24 protein-coding genes are annotated in these 23,865 nt (G+C 47.2%); 10 read left to right on the top strand and 14 right to left on the bottom strand.

Features of this window, described 5'->3' with window-relative positions; genetic code table 11:
* Positions 1-16: 16 nt before the first annotated feature.
* Positions 17-2,926, bottom strand: a complete 2,910-nt coding sequence (locus tag ACXAGR_RS06140; RefSeq protein ID WP_474848720.1) for a TonB-dependent receptor domain-containing protein — start codon at positions 2,924-2,926, stop codon at positions 17-19.
* 382 nt (positions 2,927-3,308) lie between these two features.
* On the opposite strand from ACXAGR_RS06140, the gene ACXAGR_RS06135 reads away from it, so the two are divergent.
* From ACXAGR_RS06135 to ACXAGR_RS06120, 4 genes are read left to right on the top strand one after another with little or no spacing between them, the layout of a single operon-like run.
* Positions 3,309-4,625, top strand: coding sequence for an MFS transporter (locus ACXAGR_RS06135; protein ID WP_474848718.1), 1,317 nt, complete (start codon positions 3,309-3,311; stop codon positions 4,623-4,625).
* A gap of 20 nt (positions 4,626-4,645) precedes the next feature.
* Positions 4,646-5,719, top strand: coding sequence for a tartrate dehydrogenase (locus tag ACXAGR_RS06130; RefSeq protein ID WP_474848716.1), 1,074 nt, complete (start codon positions 4,646-4,648; stop codon positions 5,717-5,719).
* A complete protein-coding gene (locus ACXAGR_RS06125) occupies positions 5,716-6,969 on the top strand; it encodes a glycerate kinase type-2 family protein (protein WP_474842269.1) in 1,254 nt (417 codons plus the stop codon). Before ACXAGR_RS06130 ends, ACXAGR_RS06125 begins: the two co-directional genes overlap by 4 nt.
* Positions 6,970-7,027: 58 nt before the next feature.
* The gene (locus ACXAGR_RS06120) at positions 7,028-8,053 is read left to right on the top strand and encodes an AraC family transcriptional regulator (protein WP_474842267.1); all 1,026 of its coding nucleotides are present in this window, start codon (positions 7,028-7,030) and stop codon (positions 8,051-8,053) included.
* A 151-nt stretch (positions 8,054-8,204) separates the two neighbouring features.
* Here ACXAGR_RS06120 and ACXAGR_RS06115 read toward each other — a convergent pair whose 3' ends face one another.
* The 3 genes from ACXAGR_RS06115 to ACXAGR_RS06105 form a co-directional block, all read right to left on the bottom strand.
* Positions 8,205-9,146 (bottom strand): alpha/beta hydrolase fold domain-containing protein, encoded by a 942-nt coding sequence (locus tag ACXAGR_RS06115; protein ID WP_474848714.1) that lies wholly within the window; start codon positions 9,144-9,146, stop codon positions 8,205-8,207.
* Positions 9,147-9,261: 115 nt separating this feature from the next.
* Positions 9,262-9,744: a nuclear transport factor 2 family protein gene (locus ACXAGR_RS06110; protein WP_474842263.1), complete on the bottom strand. Its 483-nt coding sequence runs from the start codon at positions 9,742-9,744 to the stop codon at positions 9,262-9,264.
* Between the two features lie 65 nt (positions 9,745-9,809).
* A complete protein-coding gene (locus tag ACXAGR_RS06105) occupies positions 9,810-10,268 on the bottom strand; it encodes a very short patch repair endonuclease (RefSeq protein WP_474842261.1) in 459 nt (152 codons plus the stop codon).
* Between the two features lie 99 nt (positions 10,269-10,367).
* Here ACXAGR_RS06105 and dcm point away from each other — a divergent pair, with 99 nt between their 5' ends.
* Positions 10,368-11,645 (top strand): DNA (cytosine-5-)-methyltransferase, encoded by a 1,278-nt coding sequence (gene dcm / locus ACXAGR_RS06100; RefSeq protein WP_474848712.1) that lies wholly within the window; start codon positions 10,368-10,370, stop codon positions 11,643-11,645.
* A 64-nt stretch (positions 11,646-11,709) separates the two neighbouring features.
* Here dcm and ACXAGR_RS06095 read toward each other — a convergent pair whose 3' ends face one another.
* Positions 11,710-12,573 carry a YicC/YloC family endoribonuclease gene (locus ACXAGR_RS06095; protein ID WP_474848710.1) on the bottom strand — a complete coding sequence of 288 codons (864 nt, stop codon included), beginning with the start codon at positions 12,571-12,573 and terminating at the stop codon, positions 11,710-11,712.
* A 242-nt stretch (positions 12,574-12,815) separates the two neighbouring features.
* Here ACXAGR_RS06095 and ACXAGR_RS06090 point away from each other — a divergent pair, with 242 nt between their 5' ends.
* From ACXAGR_RS06090 to tusA, 4 genes are all read left to right on the top strand, one after another.
* Positions 12,816-14,789 carry an alpha/beta hydrolase family protein gene (locus ACXAGR_RS06090; RefSeq protein ID WP_474848708.1) on the top strand — a complete coding sequence of 658 codons (1,974 nt, stop codon included), beginning with the start codon at positions 12,816-12,818 and terminating at the stop codon, positions 14,787-14,789.
* Positions 14,790-14,931: 142 nt separating this feature from the next.
* Positions 14,932-15,645 (top strand): ribonuclease PH, encoded by a 714-nt coding sequence (gene rph, locus ACXAGR_RS06085; protein WP_474842253.1) that lies wholly within the window; start codon positions 14,932-14,934, stop codon positions 15,643-15,645.
* A 9-nt stretch (positions 15,646-15,654) separates the two neighbouring features.
* The gene (pyrE, locus tag ACXAGR_RS06080; protein ID WP_474848706.1) at positions 15,655-16,299 is read left to right on the top strand and encodes an orotate phosphoribosyltransferase; all 645 of its coding nucleotides are present in this window, start codon (positions 15,655-15,657) and stop codon (positions 16,297-16,299) included.
* The gene (gene tusA, locus ACXAGR_RS06075; RefSeq protein ID WP_303572503.1) at positions 16,286-16,540 is read left to right on the top strand and encodes a sulfurtransferase TusA; all 255 of its coding nucleotides are present in this window, start codon (positions 16,286-16,288) and stop codon (positions 16,538-16,540) included. The genes pyrE and tusA overlap by 14 nt, the downstream gene beginning before the upstream one ends.
* A 51-nt stretch (positions 16,541-16,591) precedes the next feature.
* Here tusA and ACXAGR_RS06070 read toward each other — a convergent pair whose 3' ends face one another.
* From ACXAGR_RS06070 to ACXAGR_RS06040, 7 genes are all read right to left on the bottom strand, one after another.
* Entirely contained in the window at positions 16,592-17,395 is an 804-nt protein-coding gene (locus ACXAGR_RS06070) for a DUF1206 domain-containing protein (protein ID WP_474848704.1), read from the bottom strand.
* A 110-nt stretch (positions 17,396-17,505) separates the two neighbouring features.
* Positions 17,506-17,685 carry a hypothetical protein gene (locus tag ACXAGR_RS06065; protein ID WP_474848703.1) on the bottom strand — a complete coding sequence of 60 codons (180 nt, stop codon included), beginning with the start codon at positions 17,683-17,685 and terminating at the stop codon, positions 17,506-17,508.
* Positions 17,685-18,146 carry a hypothetical protein gene (locus ACXAGR_RS06060; protein ID WP_474842248.1) on the bottom strand — a complete coding sequence of 154 codons (462 nt, stop codon included), beginning with the start codon at positions 18,144-18,146 and terminating at the stop codon, positions 17,685-17,687. The genes ACXAGR_RS06065 and ACXAGR_RS06060 overlap by 1 nt, the downstream gene beginning before the upstream one ends.
* 70 nt (positions 18,147-18,216) lie before the next feature.
* Positions 18,217-18,801, bottom strand: coding sequence for a YqaA family protein (locus ACXAGR_RS06055; RefSeq protein ID WP_474848701.1), 585 nt, complete (start codon positions 18,799-18,801; stop codon positions 18,217-18,219).
* Between the two features lie 9 nt (positions 18,802-18,810).
* Positions 18,811-20,094 carry a metal-dependent hydrolase family protein gene (locus ACXAGR_RS06050; protein ID WP_474848699.1) on the bottom strand — a complete coding sequence of 428 codons (1,284 nt, stop codon included), beginning with the start codon at positions 20,092-20,094 and terminating at the stop codon, positions 18,811-18,813.
* A gap of 73 nt (positions 20,095-20,167) precedes the next feature.
* Positions 20,168-20,722: a DUF1285 domain-containing protein gene (locus ACXAGR_RS06045; RefSeq protein WP_474848836.1), complete on the bottom strand. Its 555-nt coding sequence runs from the start codon at positions 20,720-20,722 to the stop codon at positions 20,168-20,170.
* The gene (locus ACXAGR_RS06040; RefSeq protein ID WP_474848697.1) at positions 20,712-21,560 is read right to left on the bottom strand and encodes a DUF3014 domain-containing protein; all 849 of its coding nucleotides are present in this window, start codon (positions 21,558-21,560) and stop codon (positions 20,712-20,714) included. The genes ACXAGR_RS06045 and ACXAGR_RS06040 overlap by 11 nt, the downstream gene beginning before the upstream one ends.
* A 361-nt stretch (positions 21,561-21,921) precedes the next feature.
* Here ACXAGR_RS06040 and ACXAGR_RS06035 point away from each other — a divergent pair, with 361 nt between their 5' ends.
* Positions 21,922-22,230, top strand: a complete 309-nt coding sequence (locus ACXAGR_RS06035; RefSeq protein WP_349590879.1) for a DUF6482 family protein — start codon at positions 21,922-21,924, stop codon at positions 22,228-22,230.
* Here ACXAGR_RS06035 and ACXAGR_RS06030 read toward each other — a convergent pair.
* Both ACXAGR_RS06030 and ACXAGR_RS06025 read right to left on the bottom strand, forming a co-directional pair.
* Entirely contained in the window at positions 22,224-23,540 is a 1,317-nt protein-coding gene (locus ACXAGR_RS06030; RefSeq protein WP_474848695.1) for an ABC1 kinase family protein, read from the bottom strand. The genes ACXAGR_RS06035 and ACXAGR_RS06030 overlap by 7 nt on opposite strands.
* Positions 23,537-23,818: a hypothetical protein gene (locus ACXAGR_RS06025; RefSeq protein ID WP_119503182.1), complete on the bottom strand. Its 282-nt coding sequence runs from the start codon at positions 23,816-23,818 to the stop codon at positions 23,537-23,539. The genes ACXAGR_RS06030 and ACXAGR_RS06025 overlap by 4 nt, the downstream gene beginning before the upstream one ends.
* Between the last annotated feature and the right edge of the window lie 47 nt (positions 23,819-23,865).

Raw genomic sequence — 23,865 nt, 5'->3', positions numbered from 1 at the left:
TGAGCGCCCCTTATCTTTATATTTTCCAGTTTGCCTGGACATACAAGGTGCGACCTATACCGTCAAATACACCCTGGTTTGTTGTACCGCTGGTACCACCTATAACTGGAGGTGCTTTGTCTGATAAGTTGTTAACACCTGCTCTGAATGTTACTGATTCATCAAATGTATAGCTGGCAGACAAATCAATATAGCTATAATTGCTACTGCCAGGCGTTGTCGACGCCGGGTTTGAAACCACGCTAACGTCATCCATACTTGAAATATAACGCCAGCGCGCTGTAACAGAGAAATCTTCGCTAACGAGTGTCAGGCTATTGACCAGTTTCCATTCAGGGTAGCTTTCTGTACCCGAAACTGTTCCGGCGTAATCCTGATAAGGGCTGTCTTCAAATACGGCAATGTCAAACTTAGTTAAGTGGTTGGCAAAACTATTAAAGACTAATTTCGATGAGTCGTTTACGAACTTAGCTGGCACCGTCCAGTTGAAAGATATATCCAGACCACTTGTTTTATAACCACCCAGGTTTAGATATGGCTGATTAACGTACTGGAAAATACCGTTATTATTTCTGTCGAATTGCTGACAGAAAAAGTTTTCTGTGCTGTATTCAGGATTCGAACCGTCCAGGTTATAGCATTTCGCTAAAGACTGGTCAGCCGGTATCGCCGCAATGGCTTTCTCGATTTCCAGATCGTAGAAATCCAGGGTTAATGACATATCCGCGAAGTACTCACTCTCAAAGGGGGATTCCAGTACCATACCCAACGTGAATGACTCTGCCTCTTCCGGATCTAATGTTCTATCACCAAAAGTAGTTGTAACTAAAGAGTTTGATGGCTGTCTAAATCTACCCAGAAGGGAAGGATCCAGCCCTGTTGCGAGACAAAGCGCCCCGATAGCGTCTGCATTTTCACCGCTTAGTCCCGGATGACGATAGTCACAAGGATCACCACCACCACTTGTAGGATCTCCGATTCCGGAAACTTGTTGAGTACCTGCATTAAAAAACTCTTCAACGTTAGGGGCTCTCAGGGCATGCTGGAAACCCGTTCTGAATAATACAAACTCATTCGCGCGCCAATCGAGTTCAGCTTTGTATGTGTTTGCTGTACCTGCCAGGTTGTAGTCAGAAAAACGGTAGCCGACAGTCATATTCACTGCCTGCTCCATATCACTCGATGCCCATAAAGGAACATAAACTTCCGCGGAAATTTCTTTTACATCAATACTACCTGAAGTAGGTTGTGTTGCGGATAAACTGGCGAGCCTGTTCGCTGCAATGTCATCATCCGGGTTAAAGTCATATGTGTTTTCGCGATAGTGGGCACCAAGAGCGAATCGTACCTCACCGGCATCAAGCTCGGTTATCAAACCTTCGACGACACCTTCAATAACAGTTTGTTCCATTATCGTTTCATTGACTGGTGTGCGGGAGATATATGACAGACAGTCATCAGATAATTGGTTGAGGCCGTTAAATACCTGGTAGCCGCCACTACAAATACTGTTACCACCATCAGGTGCATCAACCAGTTCCTGCATTGCAACATAACTCACCGAACCAGATGTTGTAGAGTCGGTATTCTTGGTACGGCCTTTTGAAACAAACACGTCCCAGGACAAATCCATGGATTCAACATAGCCGTTTAAGCCCACCAATCCTTGCCATACTGTTGAGTCGGTATTATAGGTTCGCGGGCCAGCCGCACCTAAACGTACCTGATATTCTACCGGTAAATCCGGCTGGCTCCTTGAAGCAAGCAAATCAGAGAAGGCTTCATTTGCAACAATATACGGATTGGTTACCGGAACGAACACACTCCAGGGAGCTGCCAGTACGGGCTCTGAACCAATATTTTGAGCATCGCTGTTTGAATATTGAAAATGTCCGTAAAGAGTAAGATCGTCATCCAGAATGTAGTTTGCTTTACCAAATATAGCTTTGCGCTCGAGAGGAACCTGGACATAGTTATTAAAACCAGGATGATAGCCGTAGCTTGTATCGCTTACCAAAAATGGTGCCTCTGTTGGACCTCGATAGTTTATTGCCTGACCGCGACTGACTGCGAAAATTGACCCATCATCATTAACCCCGAAAAAGCTTCTGTTACTTACGCCCTCAAATCCATAGCCTGCGAACAGTTCATTAACGGCATCTGCACTTGGTGGTACGTCAGGTAACGTTCTGCTGAAAGGTGTAAATCCACTAGCTGGTTGATCTAAAAAGAATGGCCTGTCCTGAATAGAGATCCCTTCCCGGTCTACCCATTCAGCGCTAACGAATAAATTACCCTTAGAATCAGAAAAATCCGAACCGTAAGCGATACCATATAGTGTAGTTTTCCCATCACCATCCTTAGGTTGAGTTAGTTTCGCTGATAATTCCAGCCCGTCCAGATCCGTTCGGGTCTGAAAATTAACGACACCTGACATTGCGTCTGAACCGTAAGTCGCAGAAGCCCCGCCACTGACAATTTCAACACCTCCAATAGCGTTGGAAGGTAGTGTATTTATATCAATAGCACTGTTTGCATTAGATGACTGCATGCGTCGACCATCCAGTAACACGAGATTTCTCTGAGGCCCTAAACCCCGGAGGTTCAGTGTCGACTGCCCGACTGTTCCCCCGGAACTGCTGTTACTGAAACTACCCTGGCCCGGCTGAAACTGAGGAAGCTGACGCAGATAATTGTCCAGTGTCACATCGCCTGCGCGGGCAAAATCTTCTGCGTCGGTCGTAACTGTTGGACTGGAAGATACTAAGTCTTTCCGCTTAATTCGGGTACCCGTCACGGAAATTGTCTCGACTTGCTGCTCTTCCTGAGCTTCTGTCGTTTGCGGCTCCTGTGCGATAACTACTGTTGGACTTAACATAGCCCCAATTAATACGGCAATTCTCGTTTTAGCGTGTGATTCAGTCATAAATGCTCCAGTGTGTCTTTTCATATAATTAGTCTTAGTCCTCTATCCCAGTGATCTCGGGCAGACTAATTTATAAGCTGAAGTGTTAATTAAATGTTTAAATTATTAAATGGCAGATGATGACTATTTTTTTTGCAATATGTGACATTGGGAATCTTATGCAAAGAAATTTTAGGTGTGTAAAAAGTTATTGAATTTCAATTTTTATATTTTATAAATATTTGAAAATATTCGATTAAATGTTATTTCTGCAACTTTTTATTACACATTTCCAAATATGCTAAATTTGAAATAATTGGCATTTCGTTTACCTTTTTGCAAAAAAAACGCATGTTGTTCAACATTTGTTTTGGGTGTAGTGTCCCTTTTCATTGTTAATTTAATGAAAATGGTGATGGTGTTGTTTACTGAACAATTAACGATGAAAAGGGTTGCCTGGAGAATCGTCCCTTTCATTATGCTGCTTTACTTCGTTGCTTATCTGGATCGGGTAAACGTCGGTATTGCTGCAATCACGATGAACGAAGATATTGGCCTGTCCAAGGCTGCGTTTGGATTGGGGGCAGGTATCTTTTTTATCGGCTATTTTCTTTTTGAAGTTCCTTCTAATCTCATTCTTCACAAGGTTGGCGCCCGCAGGTGGATAGCGAGGATTATGCTAACCTGGGGTCTTGTTTCCGGCGCCATGGCCTTTGTGCAGGGGCCCATCAGTTTCTACATACTCAGATTTTTACTAGGGGCTGCAGAAGCGGGTTTTTTCCCCGGCATTATTCTGTACTTAAGTTATTGGTTTCCATGTCGATATCGCGCGGGGATCACGGCCATGTTTATGGCAGCAGTGCCAATTTCAATCGGCCTTGGTTCGCCATTGTCCGGATGGCTGCTGTCTTTCGACGGCATCATGGGAATGAAAGGTTGGCAGTGGCTATTTCTCATTGAAGCCTTACCTGCGGTGTTGTTGTCTGCTGCAGTTCTACTCTTTCTTACTGACAGGCCGGAAAAGGCGAAATGGCTGCCTGAAGAGCAAAAACAGTGGCTTGTGGAAGAAATGAGCAAAGAGAGAAGAGCCGTTGCAGCAAGCCATGGTGCTTCAGCCGTTTTCTCTGCACTGTTTAATCCGCGAATTCTGGCGTTGGCACTGGTTTATTTCGGCACATCAGCCGGGCTTTATACAATAGGGATATGGGCTCCACAAATCCTTGCGCAATACGATTTAACCTTAACTCAAATTGGTCTGGTTAATGCGATTCCCCCTGTTTTTGCTGTAGTAGCAATGGTTTTCTGGGCAAAACACTCTGATAAAACGGGAGAGCGTACAACCCATGTATTCATAGCGTGTATTGTTGCTTCCGTAGGCCTGTTTGCTGCAGCTTTTACAACTTCTCTGCTGGCTGCGGTGTTGGCACTCATTGTTGTCAACGTGGGAGTGAGTTCTGCTAAACCACCTTTATGGGCAATTCCTACTCAGTTTTTGAGAGGTTCAGGGGCTGCAGCGGGTATTGCTGCAATAAATTCTATCGGCAATCTTGGCGGCTTTTTCGGGCCAACATTAATCGGCTACATCAAGACGTCAACCGGAGACTATATGTGGGGACTGATCGGCGTTGGTATTAGCCTGATGGTATCAGCATGTATCGTGTTGTTTTTAACAGGAAAGCCAACCCAAACCCATACTTCTATTAATTCAACAGCGCTTTAGTAAGTGCATAAGGGGTAAATGTGAAAAACTATTCAATTGCGGCAATACCCGCGGACGGTATAGGTATAGAAGTCATCAACGAAACCGTTGACGTTCTCAATGTATTACAGGAGGAAACCAAAAAAGCGACCTTTAATTTTGAGTTTTTCGACTGGGGATCAGACTACTATAAAAAGCACGGCGAAATGATGCCAGATGATGGCTTAGAAAAGTTAAAGAAACACGATGCCATATTATTTGGAGCGGTGGGGGCACCAGACGTACCAGACCACATAACTCTGTGGGGCCTGCGATTAAATATTTGCCAGAATTTTGATCAATACGCTAATGTGCGACCAACCCGTGTATTGCCCGGAATTAGTTCTCCGTTAAGAAATTGTAAGCCCGGGGATCTGGACTGGGTAATAGTCAGGGAAAACTCTGAGGGTGAATATTCGGGTCAGGGAGGGCGATCTCACCGCGGAATGCCAGAGGAAATTGCGACAGAAGTGTCCATATTTACCCGTGTGGGCGTGACCCGTATTATGCGTTATGCCTTCGAGTTGGCTCAGAGCCGTCCAAGGAAGCAGTTAACGGTCGTCACCAAATCCAATGCACAGCGACATGGCATGGTTATGTGGGATGAAATAGCGGCCGAAGTGGCGCAGGAATTTCCCGATGTAACCTGGGACAAAATGCTGGTTGATGCTATGACAATGCGTATGACGCTAAAACCAGAATCTTTGGATACCATTGTTGCAACGAACCTTCACGCAGACATCTTATCTGATTTAGCCGGTGCATTAGCGGGAAGTCTGGGTGTTGCACCGACTGCCAATATCGATCCTCAGCGTCGCTTTCCGTCGATGTTTGAGCCAATTCACGGCTCAGCGTTTGACATTACCGGAAAAGGAATAGCTAACCCGGTTGCATGCTTCTGGAGTGCAGCACAAATGTTGAATCACTTCGGGGAATTTGAGCTCGAAGCCTTACTGATGGAAGCAATAGAGCACGCCACGGGTGTAGGAAAACTGACTCCTGATGTAGGTGGTAAAGCAACGACAAAAGACGTTACTGAAGCCGTCATTCACTATATTCGTGATCACGCGAAATGAATGCAGATGTACAAAAAGCAACATTAACAGCTATTGCTCAGGTAGCTATTGATAGCGTGGTTCCATCCGCTGACTGGTTTGCTTGTTTGCCCGCACCGCCCAAGGGGCGGTGTGTTGTAATCGGGGCAGGTAAGGCGTCCGCATTGATGGCGGCGGAATTAAACTGCTACTGGGAGGGTGTGCCGCTCTCTGGCATAGTTGCAACCCGATATGGACATGGTGTCTGTGCGGGACGAGTTGCAGTAATCGAAGCAGGACATCCGGTACCCGACGAGAATAGCGAACGTGCTGCCAGGGCAATGCTGGATGCCGTAGTTAACTTGTCAAAAGATGATCTGGTCATTAGTTTGATATCCGGTGGTGGCTCAGCGTGCTGTGCATTACCTGTTGAAGGTATTCATCTTTCTCAGAAGCAGAAAATTACCCAATCGTTATTGAGAAGTGGCGCATCTATCAGTGAAATGAATGCAGTCAGGAAAGCACTGAGTCAGGTCAAAGGCGGCCAGCTTGCAAAAGCTGCCGCTCCAGCCCGCGTATTTAACCTGATAGTAAGTGATATACCCGGAGATGTACCGGAAGATGTGGCTTCCGGCCCAACAATACCAGACACAAGAAGACCGTTGTGTGCACAAAAAATACTAGAAAAATATGGGCTATCCGAATGGAAGCAATACGTTCCTCTTTATCAGCATAAGGAGTCGAATGATGATGTAAGCGTAGAGTACAAGATTGTCGCGTCTGCCCGACAGGCCCTGCAACGCGCCGCGAGAGAAGCACAGAAACACGGTTATAAGCCTGTCGTGCTAAGTGATCAATTTGAATGCGATAGCCAAGTCCTGGCCAGTATCATGGCTGCCATTGTGAAGTCCGCTAAAACAGCAGGTTTTCCTGATAAACCTCCTTTGGCTATCATCAGTGGTGGAGAAACATCGGTTACCATTTCAGGTAAATCGTATGGACGGGGTGGCCGAAACACGGAATTCGTACTGGCGTTGATGAAAGAATTAAAGAATTGTTATGGCGTTGGTGCAATTGCGGTGGACAGCGATGGCATAGATGGTACCGAAGATGCCGCAGGAGCATTTTTACTATCAGATAGTCAATTCAGAGCTATGGAAAATAACTTGGATCTTGAAGAATATCTTACGAAGCATGACAGCTATTCATTTTTTAAAGAGATGGGGGATTTATTTATCACCGGACCAACGTTGACTAATGTGAATGACATACGCATTATTCTTGTGAATTAAATGACTTTGCCTTCTTATTTTAGTTAAAAAATTATCAGGGAATTAAGAGAGTCAGACGGTGAACACTGATAAAATGGAGTATGGGTCCGCTGCTAATCATTACTTGACTGCACTGGTCGAGGCCGCTGCGCTCAAAGGTGTTGACGTTGATATTCTGATGCAAGGTATCGGTCTATCGCGACAGGATCTATACCGGCCTGAACATCGTATTCCGACACAAAAGCTGGCGGATTTGCAAAAAGCTATCTGGCAGTGGATGAATGATGAAAGTATGGGTCTTAATGACATGGTCATTCCGTACGGCTCCTACTACATGATGGGACAGTTAACCGTAAATCAGCCGACCTTGAGAAAAGCCCTTATTTTAGGAATTCGTTTTTACAACCTGTTATTCAGACGTGAGCAAATAACTCTGCAAGAAAATGGTAAATCGGTCACCCTGCGCCTTGTTCTGCATAAACCTGAGTTGGATTATCACCATCTGTTCGCTGAGATTTGTCTTTTATCATGGCATCGTTACGCCGCGTGGTTAATTGCCGATGAACTGCCCATTATTGAAAGCCACTTTCCTTATCCTACGCCCGCTCATGTCGGTGAATATAGTTATCTCTTCCCAGGGCCGCACAATTTTGAAAGCAAAGAACTTTCATTGATATTCCCAACCCATTACCTGGATAGAGAAGTCAGGCAAAACAGTGCAAGTCTGAAGGTCTTTATGAACCGTTGTCCTCTCGAGCTGTTCCGGCAGTACAAAGCGGACTATAGTTTGAGTGGTGAATTGAAACCTCTTATCAAATCAGGCCTGCAAAATCGCATTGTTACGATTCAGTACTGTGCAAACAAAATGCATATGACTCCGAGGACGTTAATGCGGAAGCTCAGAGATGAAGGGACTTCGTTCCAACAATTGAAAGATATAATCCGTCGTGACAGAGCAATGCATTTCCTTTCGCAGACGACAATTTCAATAAATGAAGTTGCTGAAAGGGTTGGATATTCCGATCCCGCTGTGTTTACCAGGGCGTTTAGATCATGGACGGGAGACACGCCCAGAGCATACAGAATGAAGACTATAGACGAATAGTAAATCCTCAAAGTTTCAATTGCATATGAGTCAACGCCTGCCATTCTCGTTTACATAACGAACTAAAGATAGCGAGTTAGACATAGAGTTTTTTGCGGTCACAGCTTTAGCTGCTCTTGCTTTTCGTACACAAAGCAAGAGCAGCCAATAATTACTGAGTAACCGGAAGATAACTTTTAATAAACTCAGCGGCCATATCAACGTATTCTTCGGTATCAAATACCGGGTCGCCATGACCGGCGCCTTGTACAACAACTAACTTATTTGATACTCCTGATTCCCCCAACCTGGTTTTCAAAATTCTACTTTGACTATCCGGAACAACTCCATCAGCATCTCCGTGCATGATGATGAAAGGTGGGGTATCTGTATCAATATATGTAGTAGATGATGCCCATTTAGCTAGATCTGGTCTTTCAACAGGAGAGGCGCCAAGGAGCCTTGCTTCTGCTGCATCTGGTGCGTCATGGTCAACATTTCCACTGTTTCCCCTCATAGCATTAATATCACTGGGGCCAAAGAAGTCGAGAACTACAGCAATATCGTATTCGGGCTGTCTATTTGCCTCATAGAAGCCAGTTTCAGTATCGTTGTTAGATGTAGCAATCAGAGAGGCCAGGTGACCACCTGCAGAGCGTCCCATAATACCAACTTTATCAGTACTGATATTGTATTGACTGGCATGATTTACCAAATAGTTAATTGCATCGTTGATATCTGCTACTTGCGCAGGAAAAACGGCTTCTCCGCTCAAGCGGTAATTGACCGCGGCAATTGCGTAACCTTCATTTACCAATTTATCAGCCAAGGTACCATTTTTGGAAATAAATTCGTCTTTGGAGCCCCTGAACCAAGCTCCTCCATGAACCCATATCAAAAGAGGCGTATGTTCCGCTTTACTCTGTTTGGGTATATATAAATCCAGTTGAAGAGCTTTACTACCGATCGTTTTGTAAGTCAGTGTTTTTACATTATAGGCTGGGATAATTTTGTCCACTTGATTCTTAGACTTACCGTTTGATCCGGAAAAATTGCATCCGGGAAGAGCTGTAAACAACAATGTTAGAGTAATAACCTTTAAAATTGTGCGCATCAGGTAATTTCCTAAAGTTGAAGGCGATAGAAGATGCTAATGTTAAAAAGTAAAAAACAGAATGGTGAAAGTATGTTAAATACTGTCCATATCATGCTATCGCCAGTCCTTTTAGTTAATTTGCTACAGGTATCTCAGCAGAGGAAAGCTTTATCATTTCGGTGACTGTACTGGCTAACTGGTTAGGAATAGGAATGGTCAGATGATATTGGGCAATTTTCCATTTGTCGTTTTCAAGCACCAGTACACCGGTTCCCCGCGTTACACCATAGCTGGCATTATCAAGAAGTTCATCAAACCAGGCCGTATTGCCGTTAGCAGAAAAATAAATATGCCTGTCGCGGGGATGATAGGTCCAACCCTGCCCCTTATCGAAATATGGCTTCGCATAGGCTTTAAATTCATCAACCGGCCAGGTTTCTCCCGCATCGGTACCGATGAATACAGCATTGGCTGAAAAGAGGCTGAAATACGTGGTGAAGCTGGCATCAGATGCAGCCTGATGAAACTTATCCAGCACGTTGCTGACTTCTTCCTGAGGACTGGCTGACACCGACAGTGACAGCATAAACAACAAGCAACAACTTAACCGTTTCATCTCATTCTCCTTTTGCTAAACAGGTATAGTACATTACTTGCGGGTGGTCACAAACGTCTCTGCCTTCAGCGTATTTCCAGTGCTCTTTTAAAGCCGTGCTTCATATGGATAAGTTTCTCAAGTCGCGATATGACTTCTTCAAAAGGCAGTTTGCCAACCCCCTTCAGGGCACACTCCCAGACAATAATTACCTTCCATCCCTGACTAAGCAGGTCGTGCTGGTGGCGTTTATCCCGCACTGTATTCTGCGTAAGTTTGGTGAGCCAGAATGCTGTTCTTGTTTCCGGCAAGTGTGCCAGATGACACTGTTCGTGCATGTGCCAGAAGCAGCCGTGCACGAAAATACAGGTTCTGTATTTGGGTAACACAATGTCCGGCGAGCCCGGTAACCGCTTAACATTTTTCCTGTAACGGTACCCTCTGGCAAACAGCGCCCGCCGGACCAGTAGTTCCGGTTTTGTATTTCTGCTTTTTATCGCAGACATGTTTTTACTTCGTGTAGCTTTGTCGTGTACGTCTGCCAATAAAAGTTTCCTTCCGTTTTAAATGACAAAGCGCTGGTAGCTGATCTGTTCTGATGCTAACCTCGCAGGGATAAAAACCGGATAAGCAGAAGTCTCCCCATGAGTAAACAAAACCAGAATCTTAGCGCTGATGATATCAGGTGTATACGTCAACGGCTGGGATTGGGCAGAACAGAATTTGCAAATCTTTTGGGGTTGGGCAATCAGGGCGAGCGGACAGTTCGCGGTTGGGAAAATGGCGAGCACCTGCCTTCGGCTAAAAAAGCAGAAGCAGTGAGAACCCTGGAAAAACGCATGGTGCAACTGGCCAAAGAAGCCCCTTTCGCAGCTACCGGCTCAGAATACCACTTTAACTTTATCGATCTCTTTGCCGGAGTGGGTGGCATACGACTTCCATTTCAGGAGTTGGGAGGTAAGTGTGTATTTACTTCAGAATGGGATAAATTTGCACAAAAAACGTATCTTGCGAACTACGGTGAAATGCCACACGGCGATATTACCCAAATCCGCGCGGCAGATATTCCGGATCACGATGTGCTGTTGGGCGGGTTTCCCTGCCAGGCATTTTCGCAGGCAGGTCTGAAAAAAGGGTTCAGCGATACCCGCGGCACCATGTTTTTTGAAATTCAGCGCATTCTTGTTGAAAAGCGTCCGAAAGCATTCCTGCTGGAAAACGTAAAGCAGCTTAAAGGCCATGATAAAGGTCGTACACTTAAAACCATTGAGGCTATCCTGCGGGGAGATTTTTATCAGAGTATACCGGATGATATGCCTCTCAGTGAGGAAGCGCGCCATGCTCTTTCTGAGAAGCTGAATTACTGGGTGGACTATAAAGTGCTGCGGGCGGCAGATTTCGGTGCCCCGCAAAACCGTGAACGGGTATTTATCATCGGCTTCGATAAAGATCATTTCAGCGAAGCAGATATCAATGCACATTTTCGCTGGCCGGAACCACCAAACATACCAACCCGTGTGGGCGATATTCTTGAGAGTGCGTCCGAACTGGCAGCCAAAGATGATCGTTACACCTTGTCAGACAGGCTCTGGACGGGCCATCAGAAGCGTAAAGCGGAGCATAAACAAAAAGGTAACGGGTTCGGCTATTCACTGTTTACGCCCGACAGTGCCTACACCAACACGATCAGTGCCCGCTATTATAAAGACGGGTCCGAGATCCTGATTGACCAGAGCGCACTGAACAAGAATCCGCGTAAACTGACACCAAGAGAATGTGCTCGATTACAAGGCTTTCCCGAGGCATTCATCGTTGATGCTGTATCTCAGGGCCAAATCTACAAACAGTTTGGCAACTCAGTCTGTGTAAATGTGATCAGGGCCGTCGCCAGTGAAATGGTGGCGTTTATGAGGCGGAAATAAAAAAGCCCTGTGTTGAAAACAAGTACAGGGCTTCTTAAAAAGTGCTTATGTGACCAGAAAATATTTACTCGATGTTCTGGATCTGTTCGCGCATCTGCTCAATCAGCACTTTCAGCTCAACAGCTGATTGCGTGATTTCTGAGTTTATTGACTTGGAGCCCAGTGTATTCGACTCACGATTGAATTCCTGCATCATGAAATCCAGACGACGGCCGCAGGCGCCGCCTTTTTTCAGGATATTACGGGTTTCTTTAACGTGAGCATTCAGGCGGTCGAGTTCTTCTGCCACATCAATCTTTTGCGCCAGCATGACCATTTCCTGCTCGAAGCGGGTGGGATCAAGTTCTACTTTGGCTTCTTCAAAACGGGACTGAATTTTTTCACGCTGCCACTCAACAATAGCCGGCATTTTTTCAGCAACTGCTGCGGCTTCTTTTTCAATACCATCCAGGCGCTGTTCAATGAGTGCTTTAAGCGCATCCCCTTCGGTGGCGCGGGCTTCGATGAACTGAGTAAGGGTATCGTCAAATGTCGCCAGAATATCCGCCTGAATGGCATCCATATCGGCTTCTTCGGCAGCAATAACGCCGGGCCAGCGCAGGATATCAAGGGGGTTAACTCCGGTGGACTGACCGTGTGACTGCACCCAGTCTGCAGCATGCATGACTTCTTTCGCAAGTGCTTCGTTAAGCGTGAGTTTGGTTACAGCGGCATCGTTAGCGCTGAAACGCAGCGCGCACTCTACCTTTCCCCGCTGTAAACGCTTGCGAAAGCGCTCACGGAGCACCGGTTCCAGTGCCCGGAATTGTTCAGGCAAACGGAAGTAAGTTTCCAGAAAACGCTGGTTCACCGAGCGGACTTCCCACACGGCTGTTCCCCAGTCTTTTTTCACTTCACTGCGGGCAAACGCGGTCATGCTGTAAATCATAAATTTTCAATCTCCGTATGGATTTATGCGTAAGTCTACGCAGGAATCACCGGGTTGTCAGTGGTAATGTTCACTGTGTTCATACTTTAGTACAAGGTTCAGACTGGTTTTGATCGTCCCTGCTTGCCTGTAACTGTGTTGCTGGCTATTCTGTTACCGGATAAATTTGTTACATTTAATGGATTCTGATTTCAGAGATAATGCCTCATTATCAGAAGTATGTTTACTCAGGGATGACCCACATGTCGTATAAGAAATTAGGTGCGCTGGTCGCATTTTTGTTCCTTTCTTTTTCTGCTTTTGCGGCTTTCACACCGCAGGACATAGCTAAAAATGCTATTTACGCAGATGCCAAAATATCACCGGACGGAGACCGTCTGGCCATCGTGGTTGTACAGGATGGCATCAGAAACCTTGCCGTGCTGGACATGAAAGATTTCTCAACGGTTGGCGGAATGGCCATGCGCGGGGGAAATGAGGTCGGTACCTTTTACTGGGCGAATAATGATCGCCTGGTAATGGAAATCTGGCGTAAAGAGCCATGGCAATCTGAACCTCAGTTCTGGGGCGAACTTTACGCTATTAATTACGACGGTACTAACGGCGAGATTATCTATGGATTCAACATCGAAGAGCGTCAGAATACCCGGATTAAAAGAAAGAAAAGCGTAGATGGCTGGGCCCGCGTGATCAGTACAATGCCGGATAACGACAATGAGATCCTGATTGCATCAGAGCCGATGAACGTAGACCGGATTGGTTTCGTTCAGCGTCTTTCTGCCAGCTACGACAGCATCGCATCAATTCACCGTCTGAACGTTTACAGCGGCAAATTGTACCCCGCCAAGGCTTATGCGCCCGCGCCACAATCTGACATTTTTACTGATGACAGTGGTAACCTGATCATGGCAACCGGCACAAATAAGAATGACGATACGCTTATTTTTCGTCGTAAAGGCGATGACTGGGAAGAAATCAGTGAGCAATTCGGGCAGGCTTTCCATCCGGTATCTCTGAACGAAGATGCCACGGAAGTGATTTACCTGGATAATTTCGAACAGGACAAAGTCGGCCTTTTCCGGATGAATCTCAAGACCGGTGAGCGAAAAGAAATATACACCGATGATGTAGTGTCTTTGTCTCAGGTAAATCTGACAACCGATAAGTCCTCTGCCTATGCTATCCGCGTGGATGACGGTATGCCGGCGTACATGGTTTTCGACAGTGCCGGTGAAGAAGCCAGAATCTTTAAAGACTTGCTGGGTGCCCTGCCGGGTTACAACGTGAATATGGTCAGCCGTTCAGCAGACGGCAATTTGTGGCTCATCTATGCCACCAGCGATATTGATGCCGGTACCTATTATCTTTACAACAAATCTGCCAATAGCCTGAGCCAGCTGTTCGCTAACCTTGAACACATTTCCGTAGACGACTTCTCTGAAACCAAACCGGTGAGTTTTGAAGCGTCAGACGGAATGAAAATTCACGGTTTCGTTACCTACCCTGTTACGATGAAACAGGGACAGAAAGTTCCTCTGGTAACTCTTGTTCATGGCGGTCCGCACTATGTACGTGATTTATGGTGGTTTGACCGTGAAGTTCAGTTACTGGCGAACGAAGGTTATGCTGTTCTTCAGGTGAACTACCGTGGTTCCGGTGGCTATGGCGGCGATTATCAGGTTGCCGGCTACAAGCACTGGGGTGACGATATTCAGCAGGATATTATCGACGGTACACGCTACATCATTTCTCAGGGACATATCGATAAAGACAAAGTGTGTATCATGGGCGGTAGTTTTGGTGGCTATTCTGCGGTGATGTCTGCAGAACTGGCACCCGACCTGTTCAAGTGTGCTGTTGCTAATGCCGGCGTCTATGATCTTAATCTGGCACTGGAGAAAGGTGACATTACTGAATTCCTCACCGGTGATGCCTATCTGGAAAAAGTGCTGGGTACTGACCCCGCTCAGTTAACTGCATTTTCCCCTGTGTCCCACGTGAGCAAACTGTCCGGTCCGGTACTTATTGCCCATGGTGCCCGTGACCGCCGGGTTCCCCTTGAGCACGCCGAACGTCTGAAAAGTGCCCTGGACAAAGCTGGCAAATCCTATGAGTGGTTCGTGAAAGACTCGGAAACACATGGTTTCTATGATGAAACCAACCGCGGCGAGTACTATCAGAAGGTCGTGAATTTCCTCTCTGAAACATTAAAATAATCTGATAACGCTGCATTTATGCGGCGTTTTACTTTTTTACGCCTTAATTCCCTTCCCGCCGGATTCAATTTGCCGGTGTATTTACGCTATACTTGCGCCTGTTAAAAAATACAGATTTATGACCTTTTCTCAGGAGACTCCTATGCGTCCAAGCGGCAGAACCGCCAGTCAGATCCGTCCCGTTACGATTACCCGCAATTACACTTGTCATGCTGAAGGTTCGGTTTTAGTCGAATTCGGTAATACCAAGGTACTTTGCACTGCGACGGTGGAAGAAGGTGTACCGCGTTTTATGAAGGGTCAGGGAAAGGGCTGGGTAACGGCTGAATACAGTATGCTGCCGCGGGCAACGCATACCCGCAGCCAGCGTGAAGCAGCACGGGGTAAACAAGGCGGCCGTACCCTTGAAATTCAGCGCCTGATCGCCCGCTCTTTGCGTGCGGCACTTGATCTGAAACTGCTTGGTGAAAACACAATAACACTGGATTGTGACGTTATTCAGGCTGACGGCGGAACACGTACCGCTTCTATCACTGGTGCCTGTGTTGCACTGGTGGATGCCCTTACCTTCATGCGTGCTAAAGGCATTATCAAAACTAACCCGCTGAAATTCATGGTAGCAGCATTGTCTGTGGGTATTTACGAAGGTACGCCAATTGCTGACCTGGAATATACCGAAGATTCAGCAGCCGAAACCGACATGAACGTAGTAATGACCGAAACCGGCAAGCTGATTGAGATCCAGGGTACCGCGGAGGGCGAACCGTTCTCCTTTGATGAAATGCACGAAATGCTGGATATCGCTAAGCACGGTCTGCGTGAACTGTTTGATGTTCAGAAAGCGGCTCTTGCGTAAGGAGAGCAGATGAAAGCGTTTAAAAGAGAGTTTATTGAGTTTGCCATCGCCCGTGGCGTGCTGAAATTTGGCGAGTTTACCCTGAAGTCAGGCCGTACAAGTCCTTACTTCTTTAATGCCGGGTTGTTCAACAAAGGTGGCGATCTGGCCAAATTGGGTCGTTACTACGCGGCAGCACTGGCGGATTCCGGCATAGGCTTCGATGTACTGTTTGGCCCTGCTTACAAAGGGATCCCTATTGCCACAACCACAGCAGTAGCCTTAGCTGATCATCATGATATGGATGTGCCTTATTGCTTTAACCGTAAGGAAGCGAAAGATCACGGTGAAGGCGGTAATCTGGTAGGCAGCCCGCTGGAAGGCCGTATTATGCTGGTGGATGATGTGATCACTGCCGGAACAGCTATCCGTGAGTCAATGGAGCTTATTGCTCAGAACGGTGCCTCTCTGGCCGGTGTACTGATTGCGCTGGATCGCCAGGAACGGGGTAAAGGCGAGCTGTCTGCTATTCAGGAAGTGGAACGTGATTTTGGTACACAGGTAGTTTCTATCGTGTCTCTGAATGACGTAATTGCTTATCTGGAAGAAACCGGTGCGCACGCAGAGCACATGGCGTCAATTCGTCAGTACCGTGAGTCATATGGGATTGGATAATCCCCTCTTCGCCAGCCCGGACCACGAACTGGACACACTGGGCCTCCGTTGCCCGGAACCTGTGATGATGGTGCGTCTGAAAGTGCGGAAAATGCAAGAAGGTGAAACGGTTCTGATCACCGCAGATGATCCGGCAACAGAGCGGGATATCCCGGGGTTTTGCCGGTTTATGCAACACACGCTGGTGGCAAGTCAGACTGATGCATTGCCTTATCAGTTTCTGATTAAGAAAGGGCTGTAGCCGTTATCTCATACAAACAGTTTTTAAAGCCGGTGATACGCCGGCTTTTTATTACCGGTTTCCCGGCGTGGTGCGGTAAATTGTTTCAAAACCACAGAAAATGCCAAACATGGCTATGCCGGCACCTGTCGCAGCAAGTCCATACTGCCCGTACCGCTGATTTAAAATAGTACTGAATGCTACTTTAATTCCACCTGCCTCTGACGGATCCAGTTCAATTGCCGCCTGAATAAAAAAAGCACCTACCAGAATGTAAACAACACCCCTCGCGAGATAGCCGAGTCTGCCGGCAATACGGCTGATATGAATCTCACTGTCCCGCATATGATGAGTATTAAATTTTTCCATGAAATCGGCTTTACAGGCATGCTTTAGCTGGATGAAAGAAAATATCAGAATACCCGTACCGATGGCAGCAACCAGCCATTCTCCCCACGCCTGCTGCATTAATTCCTGTGAAACCTGTTTACTGCTGTCTTTATCTGAATTACCGGTACCAATCAGCACTCTGATTGCACCCCAGGCCCCGACTCCGTAAATCGTCGCTGATAATACAAAGAAAGCTCTGGTGATCACATCGCCGGCTTTTGACATATCCAGGTTCTCGATATTCAGAAAGGCCTGAATAAGACGCCATAACATATAGCAGACGAGCCCGCATACAACGCCGGCGAGCAGATACCATCCTAAAGGCTGCTCCAGGAGTGTTCTGAAAACATGGTCCTGAGTGGGTTCTTCAGACTGAAGGAACGTAAATGCTGTGGTTATAACGAAAATACCAAGAAGAATATAAACAACGGTTTTTGCACCATATCCGGCGCGGGCAATATAGCTGATAGTGGTTGAAGCGATCACAGTATCGTATCCGGTATTCGTTATGCTGACAGGGGGAAAACCCGCAAGCCTTTTCCAATATTATTTGAATACGCAAATAACCGCTGATAGCGATTTATCTGATGCTAAAATTAATGGTTTTCAGCGATAGCCTGAAGTAAGAGCCGTTGTAAGCGCACTTTGTCATCATGAGACTGGCAGCGGAGATCGCTGATGTGCAGAATCCTCTGCCGGAGCATATGCTTCAGAAGCCTGATATCCACTTCCAGCGTTATGGTTGTGGATGACTGGCTGTCCACCGGTAAGGTCACTAGTGAAGTACCCTTGAAGATAATGTTTGCCGTTGGTAGAAGGCCAGCCCTTTCTGCAGTGAAAACGTAATTTGTTGCAGCATCGTCAGTAACTCAGGGTGTAATGCAAACAGCGGGGCCAGCGCATAGATTTGCTGTGATGCCGCATCAAGACAGGTGGCAGCATCTTCAATGTTCCCTGTAGCAGCATGGCTGCGTGCAAGCTGTATGGCAGCAGCACCATAAGCGGTCAAATCTTTTCTCTGTGAGGCCGGGGAGGTTTCCGGTGCCTGCAAAGAAAGCAATACCGCCTGCGCGATCTCATAAGCTTCCCCTGCTGTCTGACGGGCGGATTCCATTTCACCGGACTTTGCCTTTTCCAGCGCAGTTTGACTGGTTTGTGTAAAATGGTTGCGGGCATGCTCCGGGTGGGATTGCAGCCACTTCCAGTATTCCGGGCTAAGATAATGGGTTTTCATCATACGCACCTCCTGAATTAAAAGTAATGCAAATGAGAATTATTATCAAATTAAATTTAATGCTGTTGCCCGGTTAAAACAATGTAGTGATATACCAGATCAACAGCACGACAGCAGTCAGTGCAAGTATTGCCTTTGTTTTATATCGCCTGATTAACGCTTCAGCTTTGTCTCCGGCAACATATACCGCCAGTGCCAGACCAAAATACCGTATGGACCTGGCGATGACCGTGGCCAGTAAGAACAACAGCAGGGAGTATTTTGTTGCACCCGCTGCCAGCATGGCTATTTGAAACGGAATGGGGGCAATCCCGAGCGTCAGCACAAACCAGAAACCCTGCTGCTCCATTTTAGCTGAAACTTGCTTAAATTGTTCCGGGTCAGAAAAGGTATTGATGATCCAGTCGCCGGTTAAATCGAAAAGATAATACCCCAGCGCATAACCGAATAATGCACCAACAACACACCCCAGAGTGGCCATCAGGGCAATGCTCCAGAGCTTTTCCCTCCTTGTCTGCATCAGCGGTATGAGGATCGCTTCCAGGGGCACAGGTACGATGGTAGATTCCAGAAATGACGCCAAAGTAATGCCTTTCAGCATGTGCCTGGAATCCACCATTTTCTTCGTCGTACGTTTTAACTTTTTCGTTATGGGCATAATCTTCCGTTATTGTTTGAAGATTGCCCCGTCCTTCATAACAAAGACAACCTTCTCCATCACCCTGATGTCCTCAAGGGGATTACCTTCAACTGCAATGATGTCGGCCAGTTTACCGTTTTCGATAGTGCCGAGTTCATCACTGATATTCAGCAGTTTTGCCGGTGAAACCATTGCACTGCGCAATGCTTCAGCAGCAGGCATGCCTGCTTCTGTCATCAGTGCAAATTCCTGAGCGTTGTCGCCGTGTGCTGAAACGCCGCTGTCAGTGCCAAACACAATGCTTACACCTGCTTTATACGCTTTGGAGAAGGTGTTTTGGATCAACGGGCCGATGGCGGCAGCTTTGGGTCTGACAAGTTCCGGAAAGAATCCGTCGATTTTCGCTTTCTGAGCCACAAACTCGCCGGCGAGAATAGTCGGGGTGTACCAGGTGCCATGTTCTTTCATCAAATCCATGATCTCATCGTCCATGTAGGTGCCATGCTCGATAGATGTCACGCCGGCTTTGATGGCCCGCTTCATACCTTCTTTTCCGTGAGCATGCACAGCCACTGTCATGCCGTAGTCATTAGCCGTAGCAACAATGGCTTCCAGTTCATCGTCCATAAACTGCGGATTCTGGCCGCTTTTCGCTACGCTCAGAACGCCGCCGGTGGCAGTAATTTTTATCACGTCAGCACCATCCTGATAGCGCTGGCGCACTGCATCGCGGGCTTCAGCAACGCCGTTTATAACACCCTGCTCCGGTCCGACATCAGGGCGAAGTTTGTGTGCCATTCCGTTACTGGGATCTGCATGTCCGCCGGTTGTTGCAATCGATTTACCGGCAGAGAAAATACGCGGCCCCTGTGTCAGACCTTTATCAATGGCTTTTCGCAGTGCGATGGTTTCGTTGTATCCGTCACCCAGATTACGCACAGTTGTGAAGCCGGCAGACAGGGTTTTCTCCGCAAAGTGTGCCGCTTTCAGAGTGTAGTCAGCTTCGTTGAGTGTGAAGCGTTCCATATAAGAAGACGGGCCCTGCTGGGAGGAAAGGTGAACGTGCATGTCCATCAGTCCCGGCATTACAGTATGATTTTTAAGATCAATCACTGTGTCGCCGTCTTCAGCGCTGATATAGCCTTTTTTCAACGCGGTTATCTTGTTGCCGTCGACCACAATTGTCATCCGGCTTTGCAGAGAGTCGTCAGTTGCAGAAAATAAGTTGCCGGCATGAATGAGGGTGTCTGCCTGCAGGGGTAAAGTGTTCAGTCCCAACAGGGCTGTTATACATAAAGAGAGTTTTTTCATTGTCATTATCGTTATCAGTGTGTGAGTTTTCTACTGTAATGAAATGACTGTGCGGATACCAGTACGGCAAAGGTTATTCGCTGATTTCTCCGAGAATGAGCTCATAGTCACCGCTTTGAACTGTGAAGCGGGTGGTGCCGTCGGGCGCTGTTTTTTCCTCAGCTTCGTTGAGTAACTGATAGTAAACATTCTGATGAAGTCTGGCCCACAAGTTACGCCGTACATTCACGTAAGGTAAAAAGGTGCCGTCTAAAGAAGCCCGCAGTGTGCCGGGATGAGAGGCGCTGACAGTGAATGTATCACCGGTTTGTGTGGTTAATCTGAGGTGATTATCTTCCATTGCCCACTGAATAATAACAAAAGGCACATCCTCTACCTGTATACCGACTTTCTCCACCGGTGTTACCAGAAAATAATCGTCATTTTCTTTTACTAAAACAGAGGAAAAAAGTCTGACAAGGGATAATCGTTTAACAGAAGATTGCTGATATTGCCATTCACCGGAGGCAGTGATGCACATATCGATGTTACCGCAAAATGGCGGATGCCATTGTTCTACCGGAGGGAGGTTGCACCCGTCATCTGACGGGTGCGACTCTATCTGAGCCTGAAACCGGTTAAAATCCATCGTCTGCAAGCAGAGATTTCAATTCCCGTAATTTCGCCTTGATACGGCGCATATTGTCCGGGCCGGTTCTCAGCAATTGCTTTTGCGGCGTGCTGAGTTCTTCCAGTTGCGGATCAGCATATTTGTAGGCAACTGAGTCCGAGTATACTTCTACAGGAACAGGTACTTCCGGGGTATCGAGCAGTTGATCGATAGCTTCCACCACGACAGATTCAAACGGCTGGCCGGGCTGTCCAATCTCGTCATACTTCGACTGGATTTCCCCTTTGTAACGTTTGAACAGATCTAGCAGAGCTTCATTATCAAAACTTTCCATCATGGTAACGTACGGCGTGTAACGCTTGTAGCTGGCGGCATCAATCCACTCTTTATCAGCCTGACGGTAAACTTTGAATGTTTGCTCCGGTGCGGTTAACGGTACCTGCTGGGTCGCCGGCATTTCATCATTGGCCAGATTGGTCACTGTAACAACAAAGCGCTGAATAAGACCCTCATTCACAATCAGGTTGTTCGCTTCTTCCGTACCTGAAATAGCATTTAAGGCTTCTTCTACGCCCTTATCCGACACATCCAGAGGTTCCGGTTCAGGTTCTGGCTGTTCCGGCATAGGTTCCGGCTCGTCAACGGGATCAATATCTACCGGTTCCGGTGGCGGGGCGGGCTGAAAATCGTCCGGCTCGTCAGGCAGAACTGGCATTTCTTCTGCCGGCACTTCTTCGGTAACCGGTGCAGGTTCTTCCTTCGACGGCCACAACAGAACTGCAATTATGACCACTACAATCACCGCGATAATTAAAATATGCGGCGCCAGCGTTTTCTTTTCTGAATCATCACTCATAAACTTTTCACCCTGTAATGTTCCCTCTGGATCATAAACCCGTGCTACCTCAGGACATTCGCCTCAGAAATTGGCTGAATTCAACTGTCCTGAGATAGCACGGCTATCATACTACCAGAGATGTGTTCTCTGTTTTGAGAATCAATGGATCAATTTGTTCCGTACTAATAGCAAATTCCTCTTTTCTAACACTTTTCTACTCAGAAAAGCCTGATTTTGATCGCATTATCTTTGCTATAACCAGAAAAAATGCGAAAAAACGGAGCGCTTCATTACAACATCTTAATGGGAATTCCGTCTGTAAAAGTAGTCCTTTCTGAATGGTATTTGTACACTTCAGACAGGTTAACGGAGAGCAGCGATGAACAAATTCTACTTTCGCGATATCGAAAACGACCCTGTAGTAATTGATTACCTTGAAGTGCAGTCATTCGAAATGAACGTATATCTGGTACTTATTTGCATCGGCCAGCGTTCGGGACTGGTTTACGATTCCGAAGACAAGCCCATGCGTTTTTACAGCGCAGGACAGATCCGCGAGTTGTTCGCTCATTGTCATGTAGAAAAATCGGTGATGAAGCATGACACCCCCTACGATGAGATGATTGGCAATCCGCCAAAAGCGTCACATTCTGTAGCGTTACCATTCACTATGGCATTACCCTACTGAATCCAGGGTGAAGCAATATGGCGTAGATTCATCTGTACTTTTAACCGTCTGGCCAGCAGGAATAATCCGCCCAGTTTACGGTGAATGAACAGAGCATCTGCCGGCGGCACATGCCAGAAATTTTCCCGGTACGTCAGTGCGGTACCCATATTGTGTAACCGCATTATCAGGTCACTGTTACCAAAATCATAGCTGCCGTCAACATGTATCGCTTCACAGGCGGTCATTCCGAGTTCAACGACTTTGGTTTGCTGCTGAGTGGTATGTTCACTCGTGACAAGTCCTATAGACAAAGCCGCACTGAGCATGGCGTCAGCATCATTGTTTGCCGCCGCGCGCAAAAGCGAACGGTATCCTTCAGCCATAGCCGGGGCAATTTCTCTGGTGGCACCGAAATCCAGCAGAATAATTTTCCCGGAAACGGGGTCATAGCGGTAATTTGCCAGATTCGGATCGCTCTGTATCAGTTTAAAATCGAAGACTTCCCTGAAAAACAACCTCATCAGTGCGCTCATGATCCCGTTACGCAGGTCTTGTTCCAGTTGCATTACCGACTCTATGTCATCCCCTTTTTCAAAAGACATGGCAAGGACATTTTCAGTACACAGCGACGGGTAGCTGCGGGGCACAATAAACGCATCATCATCCTGCAAACGGGAACGGTAGGTGTCCAGCATATACGCTTCCCGCAGGTAATCAGCTTCCTGTTTAAGCTGCTGTTTCGCTTCTTCCAGCACCGGTGCAATATCCAGCGTTTTAGGGATAAGACCACTCATCCGAACCAGTGTGGCCACATTATCAACATCACTGTCGATGCTTTCACGTACGCCGGGGTACTGGACTTTTAACGCCAGCATTGTGCCGTCGGGAGTGATGGCTTTATGGACCTGACCGATAGACGCGGCGGCGACAGGGGCAAAAGAAAAATACAGCATGTTGTCCAGCCAGTTTTCACCCAGTGCATTGCTCAGCACTTCAGTAAGCTGGACTTTGGGCATCGGACTGGCATCTTCCCGCAGACGGGCAAGGATTGCGGACAGTTCTTCAGGAAGAAAATCTCCGCCGTCCATGGAAATAAGTTGCCCTACTTTCATGGCGGCACCGCGCATAGTGGCCAGTTTGTCGGCTATGCGGGTGATGTTGGCCGGCGTCAGCAACAAGTCAGCCATTGCAGGCCGCTGCCCTTTCAGTAATTGTCCGGCACCACTGGTCACCATATTGCCGGCAATGCGCCCAGCCAGAGAGCCCAGATCTATTACCCGCGACAGTCTGCCAGAGGGGACGGGTTTGCCGTCCGGCTCATCGCTCATAGTGTCACGAATGCAGAAAGGAGCTGAATGCAGAATCCGGCTGCACTGCCTGCTGCAAATCCGGTCCAGCCGTTTTTGCCCAGGTAACGGAAAACCGTAGCGGAGAAAATACCGCACCATAGCATGGCGGCATAAATTGAAAGGGTGCTGTCGGGGCTGGTGGCGCCCGGAATAAATAACAGCGCAACGAAAAGAATGGCCATAGCGCCGGATAGCAACACCCACATAATATTCTTTTTGTCAGTGAAGCTGTTGGTTTGAGGAGTCGTTTCAGACATAACACTTACCCGTAACGCGAAAACAGTGTGCTTAACTATGATGCAAT

It is taken from the genome of Alteromonas sp. ABH4_457 (assembly GCF_056160625.1).
Note: the sequence above shows the minus strand (reverse complement) of the source record. Positions and strands in the feature narration are given on the sequence as shown.